General features: G+C 36.0%; 1 protein-coding gene. It reads left to right on the forward strand.

Annotation, left to right across the window (positions count from 1 at the left end; translation table 11 throughout):
- The coding region (locus tag HC175_RS19395; RefSeq protein ID WP_168139774.1) for a GDP-mannose 4,6-dehydratase at window positions 1–417 on the forward strand (417 nt) is incomplete at both ends.

The following is a 417-nucleotide window of genomic DNA, read 5'->3' on the forward strand; positions in this document are numbered from 1 at the left end:
GAATTAATTGCTAGTAATTTGTTTAGTAATTTCAGATTTATAAGAATGCATCTTGAAGATCGAAAAAATCTTCCAAAAATTTTTGAAAGTCATTCCTTTGATATAGTTTGCAATTTGGCAGCCCAGGCTGGTGTTCGATATAGTATTGAAAATCCCGAATCCTATATAGACAGTAATGTGGTAGGTTTCGTGAATCTTTTAGAGTGCTGCCGTAATTATAAGGTACCACATGTAATTTATGCAAGCAGTTCGAGTGTGTATGGTCAAAATGAGAAGGTGCCTTTTTCGGTTGAGGATGATGTAGATCATCCAGTAAGCCTTTATGCTGCAACAAAAAAAAGCAATGAACTAATGGCCTACACCTATAGCCACCTTTATGGGTTCAAAACCACCGGTCTTCGTTTTTTTACAGTCTAT

The sequence above is a fragment of the Salinimicrobium oceani genome (assembly GCF_012037645.1).